The sequence below is a fragment of the Streptomyces pseudoechinosporeus genome, assembly GCF_054783935.1.
Window position 1 is genome coordinate 39,539 of the sequence record NZ_BAAGPS010000081.1, and the last position, 7,421, is coordinate 46,959.

At 70.4% G+C, this 7,421-nt stretch carries 8 protein-coding genes; 4 read left to right on the forward strand and 4 right to left on the reverse strand.

All coding sequences use genetic code 11. The features are described 5' to 3' along the window. Positions 1–38 precede the first annotated feature (38 nt). Together ACYVO6_RS44930 and ACYVO6_RS44935 are read left to right on the forward strand one after the other, a co-directional pair. The gene (locus ACYVO6_RS44930) at positions 39–650 is read left to right on the forward strand and encodes a TetR/AcrR family transcriptional regulator (protein WP_461072017.1); all 612 of its coding nucleotides are present in this window, start codon (positions 39–41) and stop codon (positions 648–650) included. Between the two features lie 86 nt (positions 651–736). Next, on the forward strand, positions 737–1,894 hold the full coding sequence (locus ACYVO6_RS44935) for an acetyl-CoA C-acetyltransferase (protein ID WP_461072019.1): 1,158 nt from the start codon (positions 737–739) through the stop codon (positions 1,892–1,894). Here ACYVO6_RS44935 and ACYVO6_RS44940 read toward each other — a convergent pair. The 4 genes from ACYVO6_RS44940 to ACYVO6_RS44955 are packed head-to-tail and all read right to left on the reverse strand — an operon-like array spanning position 1,878 to position 5,407. Next, positions 1,878–2,939, reverse strand: coding sequence for an NAD(P)H-dependent flavin oxidoreductase (locus tag ACYVO6_RS44940; protein ID WP_461072020.1), 1,062 nt, complete (start codon positions 2,937–2,939; stop codon positions 1,878–1,880). The genes ACYVO6_RS44935 and ACYVO6_RS44940 overlap by 17 nt on opposite strands. Further along, positions 2,939–3,709, reverse strand: coding sequence for a CoA-transferase subunit beta (locus ACYVO6_RS44945; RefSeq protein WP_461072022.1), 771 nt, complete (start codon positions 3,707–3,709; stop codon positions 2,939–2,941). Before ACYVO6_RS44945 ends, ACYVO6_RS44940 begins: the two co-directional genes overlap by 1 nt. Beyond that, positions 3,706–4,596, reverse strand: a complete 891-nt coding sequence (locus tag ACYVO6_RS44950; RefSeq protein WP_461072024.1) for a CoA transferase subunit A — start codon at positions 4,594–4,596, stop codon at positions 3,706–3,708. The genes ACYVO6_RS44945 and ACYVO6_RS44950 overlap by 4 nt, the downstream gene beginning before the upstream one ends. A 1-nt stretch (position 4,597) precedes the next feature. Continuing rightward, complete coding sequence (locus tag ACYVO6_RS44955; RefSeq protein WP_461072026.1) at positions 4,598–5,407, reverse strand: enoyl-CoA hydratase family protein; 810 nt, start codon at positions 5,405–5,407, stop codon at positions 4,598–4,600. Positions 5,408–5,494: 87 nt separating this feature from the next. On the opposite strand from ACYVO6_RS44955, the gene ACYVO6_RS44960 reads away from it, so the two are divergent. Continuing rightward, positions 5,495–6,277, forward strand: a complete 783-nt coding sequence (locus tag ACYVO6_RS44960; protein WP_461072028.1) for an SDR family oxidoreductase — start codon at positions 5,495–5,497, stop codon at positions 6,275–6,277. Between the two features lies 1 nt (position 6,278). Then, positions 6,279–7,193: an SDR family oxidoreductase gene (locus ACYVO6_RS44965; RefSeq protein WP_461072030.1), complete on the forward strand. Its 915-nt coding sequence runs from the start codon at positions 6,279–6,281 to the stop codon at positions 7,191–7,193. The last annotated feature ends 228 nt before the right edge of the window (positions 7,194–7,421 follow it).

Consider the following 7,421-nt stretch of genomic DNA (forward strand, 5'->3'; position numbering starts at 1 on the left):
GGACCGGGATCCGACACATGGGGGACGACAATGGATCCGTGCCTACGAAGAAGAAGCCCCAGGTGACCGCCTCGCCCGCCAGGCGCAGTGAACTCCTCGGCACCGCCGCCGAGGTCTTCGCCGAGCAGGGCTACAACGCCACCACCGTCCGCAAGATCGCCGACCACGCGGGCATGCTCGCGGGCAGCCTCTACTACCACTTCGACTCCAAGGAGTCGATGCTGGAGGAGATCCTGCGGACGTTCCTGGACGAGCTGTGGGACGGGTACGACACCGTCCTGGATGCCGAGCTCGGGCCCCGGGAGACGCTGGAGGCCCTGGTCATCGAGTCCTTCCGGGAGATCGACCGGCATCGCGCGGCCGTCGCCATCTACCAGAAGGAGTCCAAACACCTGGCGTCACAGGAGCGCTTCACGTTCCTCGCCGACTCACAGCGCAAGTTCGAGAAGGCGTGGCTGAGCACGCTGGAGCGGGGAGTGGCCGCCGAGGTCTTCCGGGAGGACCTCGACATACGGCTCACCTACCGGTTCGTGCGCGACACGGTGTGGGTCGCCGCGTCCTGGTACCGGCCCGGCGGACAGCACGGCCCGGAGGAGATCGCCCGGCAGTACCTGTCGATGGTGCTGGACGGGATCGCAGTGCGTACGTAACCGAACTGGATCGACATCACACTGGAACGACACCGAACTATCGACCGTAACTGAACTGGATCGACTTGATTTGACTGGGAGTTGTCATGGCCGAGGCCTACATCGTCGAAGCGGTCCGTACGCCCGTCGGGCGGCGCAAAGGGGGCCTGAGCGGAGTGCATCCCGCCGACCTGGGCGCGCATGTGCTGAAGGCTCTGGTCGCGCGCTGCGGAGTCGACCCGGCCGCCGTCGAGGACGTCGTCTTCGGCTGCCTGGACACCGTGGGGCCGCAGGCCGGTGACATCGCGCGGACGTGCTGGCTGGCGGCGGGGCTGCCGGAGGAGGTGCCGGGGGTGACGGTCGACCGGCAGTGCGGCTCGTCGCAGCAGGCCGTGCACTTCGCCGCGCAGGGCGTGCTGTCCGGCACGCAGGACCTGGTGGTCGCGGGCGGGGTCCAGAACATGACGCAGGTCCCCATCGGGTTCGCCTCCGGGCGGGCCACCGCTTCGCTGGGGCTCACGGAGGGGCCGTTCGCGGGGAGTGAGGGGTGGCGGGCGCGGTACGGGGACCAGCCGGTGAACCAGTTCGTCGGCGCCGAGATGATCGCCGCAAAGTGGGGGATCAGCCGCCTCGACCAGGAGGAGTTCGCGCTGCGGTCCCATCAGCGGGCGATCGGGGCGATCGACGAGGGCCGCTTCGAGCGCGAGACCGTGGCGTACGGCGACGTCACGGTCGACGAGGGGCCGCGCCGGGACACCTCGCTGGAGAAGATGGCGGGCCTGAAGCCGGTCATCGAGGGCGGCACCGTCACCGCCGCCTGCTCCTCCCAGGTCTCCGACGGCGCCGCCGCGATGCTGCTGGCCTCCGAGCGGGCGGTACGCGAACACGGCCTGACGCCACGCGCGCGCGTGCACCACCTCTCCGTACGAGGCGAGGACCCGATCCGCATGCTCACGGCCCCGATCCCGGCCACGGCGCACGCCCTGAAGAAGACCGGCCTGACGATCGACGACATCGACCTCGTGGAGATCAATGAAGCTTTCGCTCCCGTCGTCCTGGCTTGGCTGAAGGAGACGGGCGCGGATCCGGCGAAGGTGAACGTCAACGGGGGCGCGATCGCCCTCGGGCACCCCCTGGGCGCCACGGGCGTGAAGCTGATGACGACGCTGCTGCACGAACTGGAGCGCACGGGAGGCCGGTTCGGCTTGCAGACGATGTGCGAGGGGGGCGGTCAGGCGAACGTGACGATCATTGAGCGGCTCTGACGCCCGCTGCGAGCTCGTCGAGCACCTGCTCCGCTTCCGTCACCACCCGCTCCACCAGCTCCGCGCACGACGGCAGGTCCTCGATCACGCCTGCCACCTGGCCCGAGGCCATCACGCCCAGATCTGTACGTCCCTCGACCATCGACGCGCGCAACAGCATCGGTGTATTAGCGGCGAGCAGGACCTGGCTCCAGGACAGGTTCTTGCCGTGCTTCAGGGCGAGGCCGTCGCGGATCATTGCGGGCCAGGTGAGGCCAGAGAGCTTTCGGAAGCCGGCGGCCCGGCGGACTGCCCGGGCCAGGGATCTCGTACGGCCTGTTCCCTCAAGGGAGTTGACCAGGTCCGTGCGGAGCATGCGGTGGGGCAGGCCGTCCACGGCTGTCGTCACCGTGACGTCCTTCACCGTCGCCGCGAGGTACTCGGCCTTCACCGCGTCCGGCACCGTCGAGTCGGAGGTGAGCAGGAAACGGGTGCCCATCGCGATCCCCGCCGCCCCGTACGCGAGCGCCGCGACCAGGCCCCGGCCGTCGAAGAAGCCGCCCGCCGCGACGACAGGTATGTCCACGGCGTCCACGACCTGCGGCAACAGCACCGTCGTCGCCACCTCGCCCGTGTGCCCGCCGCCTTCGCCGCCCTGCACGATCACCGCGTCCGCACCCCAGGCCGCGACCTTCTCGGCATGGCGACGGGCCCCGACGGACGGGATGACGACGACACCCGCGGCCTTCAGCTCGGCGATCAGCTCACGGGAGGGCGCGAGCGCGAACGAGGCGACCTTCACGCCCTCGTCGATGATGATCCGCACCCGGTCGTGAGCGTCGCCCGCGTCCGCCCGCAGGTTCACGCCGAACGGCGCGTCCGTACGGGACTTGACCTCCCGGACGGCCCCCCTCAGCTCCTCCACGGTCATCGTCGCGGAGGCCAGGATCCCCAGGGCGCCCGCGTTCGCGGAGGCGGAGACCAGGCGGGGCCCCGCGACCCAGCCCATGCCGGTCTGCACGATCGGGTGGCGCACCCCGACGAGTTTCGTCAGCGCGGTCTCCATCAGCTCCTGACCTCACGGTTGCGCAGCCCCTGCGGGTCGAGCACCTCGCGTATCAACTCCAGCTCCTGAGGGGTCGGTTCGCGCGTGTACGGCACCTCCTCGGGAACCGTCAGCTCGAAGCCCGTCGCCTCCCTGACCTCCTCGACCGTCACTCCCGGATGCACCGAGGCGAGCTGCATCGAGCGGTCCGGTGTCGCGAAGTCGAACACGCCGAGGTTGGAGACGACCCGGGGGATGCGGTGGTAACGGGTCGCCGTGGGACCGGCCGCCGCGGCGTTGTCGTACCCCACCCCGCAGATCATGTCGACCTTCTCGACGAAGACCCGCGTGGAGTGCTTCGGGATCCAGTAACTGACGGGATTGTTCAGGGTGTTGACCGGCGCGCCCCGCACCCCGAGCAGCTGCCGTGCGGGCCGCCTCCAGTCGCCGATGCAGGAGATGTTCTGGTTGCCGAACCGGTCGATCTGGCTGGCGCCCATCATCACGTGCCGTCGGCCGCCGGTGACCATCGTGAGGTGCTGTCGGTACGGCAGCCAGCCCTCCGGCGTGCCATCCGGGTCGACCAGCATGGCCTCGCCGTCGGTGAGGAGCAGGTCGGGGGCAAAGGTCAGCCTGGCGAGCCGGGCGCCGACGGACGGGACGACACCCATGGGACTGGCGAGCACTTCGCCGTTGTCCCGCCACGCCTCGGCGCAGGCGATCACGCAGTACTCGGCCCGCGTCACCTCACGGGTCACCTCATGCCTCACGTTACTCGCTACCTCGCTCATCGCCGCTCCTTGTCAGAGCCGTCCGAGTCGTTCCCGGTGTGCCAGGCCTGTACGGCGGACTGGTAGTCCTTCTCGCCCCCGTGCAGGAACCGCTCGGTGAACTCCGGCCAGGGCGTGGTCGCGTACAGCCGCTGGAAGCCCTCGTCCCGCTCGTAGTCGGGCACGCAGGACGTGAAGTGCGCCCCGTTCGGCGCCTCCACCACACCGGTCACGCTGTGCCGCTTGATCAGCAGGGTCTGCGGGGCGGCCTCCTTCGTCAGCTCGGCCGTGTCGACGATGCGCTCGCAGGAGACATACGCGGTGCCGGCCGCCTCGCAGAACAGGTCGTCGAAGTACGGATCCGGGCCCAAGTACTGCCCGTTGCCGAGGCGGTCCGCGCGGTTCACATGGACCAGCGCGGCGTCCAGGCGCAGGGCGGGCATGGCGACGAAGGTCTCCTGGAGTCCCGTCGACTCGTCCTCGTACGGTGAAGTGACCGTCCGCAGACCGGGGTTGACCCGTATCACGTCCGAGCCGACGCCGGCCCGCACCGGTATGAAGGGCAGTCGGTTCGCGGCGGCGTGCAGGCCCCACATGAACATCGCCTCGTCGATCTCCATCAGTTCGAGAGCACCGCTCTCGCGCGCCGCGCGGTAGTGCGGTTCGAGCGGGATCGAGTCGAGGGTCGCGAAGGCGGCGACCAGTTTCCGTATCCGCCCGGCGGCCGCGAGCATGCCGACGTCCGGGCCGCCGTACGAGACGACCGTGAGATCGGTGATCCCGGAGCGGAGCAGTGCTCTCACCAGCGCCATCGGCTTGCGGCGTGACCCCCAGCCTCCGATGCCGATCGTCATCCCGCTCTCCAGACGGCCGACGACCTCCTCCGCCGACATGGTCTTGTCGCTCAACTCACCGGCCCTCCTTTCCGGATATGTCATGGCTGGACGCGTCATGACCGAATGTGCTCCGAACCCGGTCTGCCACCCCGCTGAGGCCCGCCTCGAAGGTGAAGCCCTGCTCGAAGCGGTAGCTGCGGCGCACGTCGACGGGGTCGATGCCGTTGATGGCGGCCTTGGCGAGCCGGATCAGCTGCCCGTCCTTGGCCGCGATCTCCCGCGCCAACTCCAGGGCGGCGTCCAGGACTTCGGCGCGCGGCACGACCCGCCACACCGAACCGTGCGCGTGCAACTCGGCCGCCGTGGCCGTACGCGAGGTGTAGTACAGCGCGCGCATCAGGTGCTGCGGCACGAGGCGAGCCAGATGCGTGGCCGCCCCCAGCGCGCCCCGATCCAGCTCGGGCAAGCCGAAGGTGGCGTCGTCGCTCGCCACGATCGCGTCCGCGTTCCCCACCAACCCGATGCCGCCACCCAGGCAGAAGCCCCGCACGGCCGCCACCACCGGGACCTCGCACTCGTACACCGCCGCGAACGCCTCCGCGCAGCCGCGGTTGGCGCCTATCAGCGCACCATGGCCCGTCGCGCCCGGCTGCCCATCCTGCTCCGGCTGTATCCCCTTCTGTATCTCCTTGATGTCGACGCCCGCGTTGAACCCCCGCCCCTCGGCGGTCAGTACGACACAGCGGATCTCGGGGTCGCGGCCCGCCATGCGCACGGCGTCGGCCAGCTCGAACCAGCCGCGCACCGGAAGCGCGTTCACGGGCGGGAAGTCCACCGTGACGACGGAAATCCCCTTTTCCGGGGACGAGGTGGAGACACCCATGGACGCATCAGCTACCTTTCCACCAAACATTTGTTAGGTGCGGTCTGATGTGAAGGTAACAGCGAATGCCGACCAGCGGGAGGCCCTGTGGACAACCGTCAGGACAACCGGCAGGACCGGGGGCCCGACTACCAGCAGGACAAGCGACTCGTGGTGGTCACCGGCGGAACCCGCGGCGTCGGCGCCGGGATCGCCCGGGCGTTCGCCGAGGCGGGCGCCGAGGTCGTGGCCTGCGCCCGCAGACCACCCGAAGTACCGGTCGAGGGCGTCGAGTTCATGCCCCTCGACGTACGTGACCCGGCGGCCGTACGCGCCTTCTTCGACGCGCTGCCCCGGCTCGACGTCCTGGTCAACAACGCGGGCGGCGCCCCGTACCGGCCGCTCGCCCAGACGGACGCCGAGCGGCACGCGCACGTGATCGAACTCAACCTCACCGCACCGCTGACCGCTTCCCTGGCAGCGTACGAGCACCTCAAACGCGCCCGGGGCTCGATCGTGATGATCGGCAGCGTCAGCGGGACCCGGCCCTCACCCGGTACGGCGGCCTACGGCGCGGCCAAGGCGGGCCTGGAGAACCTGGCCCGGTCGATGGCCGTGGAATGGGCGCCGGACATCCGCGTCAACACACTGGTCGTCGGGATGGTCCGCACCGAACTGTCCCACCTCCACTACGGGGACGAGGAGGGCATCGCGGCTGTGTCCCGCACGGTCCCGCTGGGCCGCCTCGCCGCCCCCTCGGACATCGGCGAGGCGGCCGTGTTCCTCGCTTCGGACGCCGCCGCGTACATCACCGGGGCCAGCTTGCTCGTGCACGGCGGCGGAGAGCGGCCTGCCTTCCTGGACGCGGCAACTGTCAACAAGGAGAAGTGACATGACCGGAATCTGCGACGGCCGGGTCGTGATCGTCACCGGCGCGGGACGGGGCCTCGGACGGGCGCACGCTCTCGCCTACGCGGCCGAGGGGGCGCGGGTCGTCGTCAACGACCTCGGTGTCGGCCTCGACGGAGCGCCCGGGCCCGACAGCCCCGCCGCACGGGTCGTCGAGGAGATCCGCTCGGCGGGCGGCGAGGCCGTCGCGCACGGCGGGGACATCGCCACGCGAGAGGGCGCCGAGTCGTTGATCGCGACGGCACTCGACGCGTTCGGGCGGCTGGACACGCTTGTCAACAACGCCGGGTTTCTGCGCGACCGGATGCTCGTGAACCTCGACGAGGACGACTGGGACGCCGTTATGCGCGTGCACCTGAAAGGGCACTTCCTGCCGTTGCGGCAGGCCGCCGCATACTGGCGGGCGGAGGCGAAGGCCGGGCGTACGCCTGAGGCACGCGTCGTCAACACCAGCTCCGGAGCAGGGCTGTTGGGGGCGGTCGGGCAGGGCAACTACAGTGCGGCGAAGGCGGGCATCGTCGGGCTCACGCTGGTCGCCGCCGCCGAGATGGGGCGCTATGGAGTGCAGGTCAACGCCATCGCGCCGGCCGCGCGTACCCGTATGACCGAGCGGACCTTCGCCGAGACGATGGCGGCGCCGGCGCCTGGCAGCGGCTTCGATGCGATGGCGCCCGAGAACGTCTCGCCGCTCGTCGTCTGGCTCGGCTCGGCCGCGAGCGTCGGGGTCACCGGGCGGGTCTTTGAGGCCGAGGGCGGCCGTATCACTGTCATGGAGGGCTGGCGGCCCGGGCCGACCGCGGACAAGGGTGCCCGGTGGACGCCGGCTGAGGTCGGGGATGCGGCGCTCAAGTTGCTTGCGGGGGCGGAGGTGCCGGGGGCGGTGTACGGCGCCGGCTAGGCGCTCCGCTGGGGGGGTGCGGTTCTGAGGCTGCGGGCCGTCTGTGGCTGGTCGCGCCGTTCCCCGCGCCCCTTTGGGTCCGGTGGGTGGGTCGGGGCCGTGGGCCGGTGCGTCAGCCCGTCGCAGGCGGGGCGTACGGCCCTTTGCTGGTACAGGGTGCGGGTGGCCTGAGACCGAACCTACGCGACGGGCATACGACGCACCGGCCCACGGCCCCTCCCGCCGGTG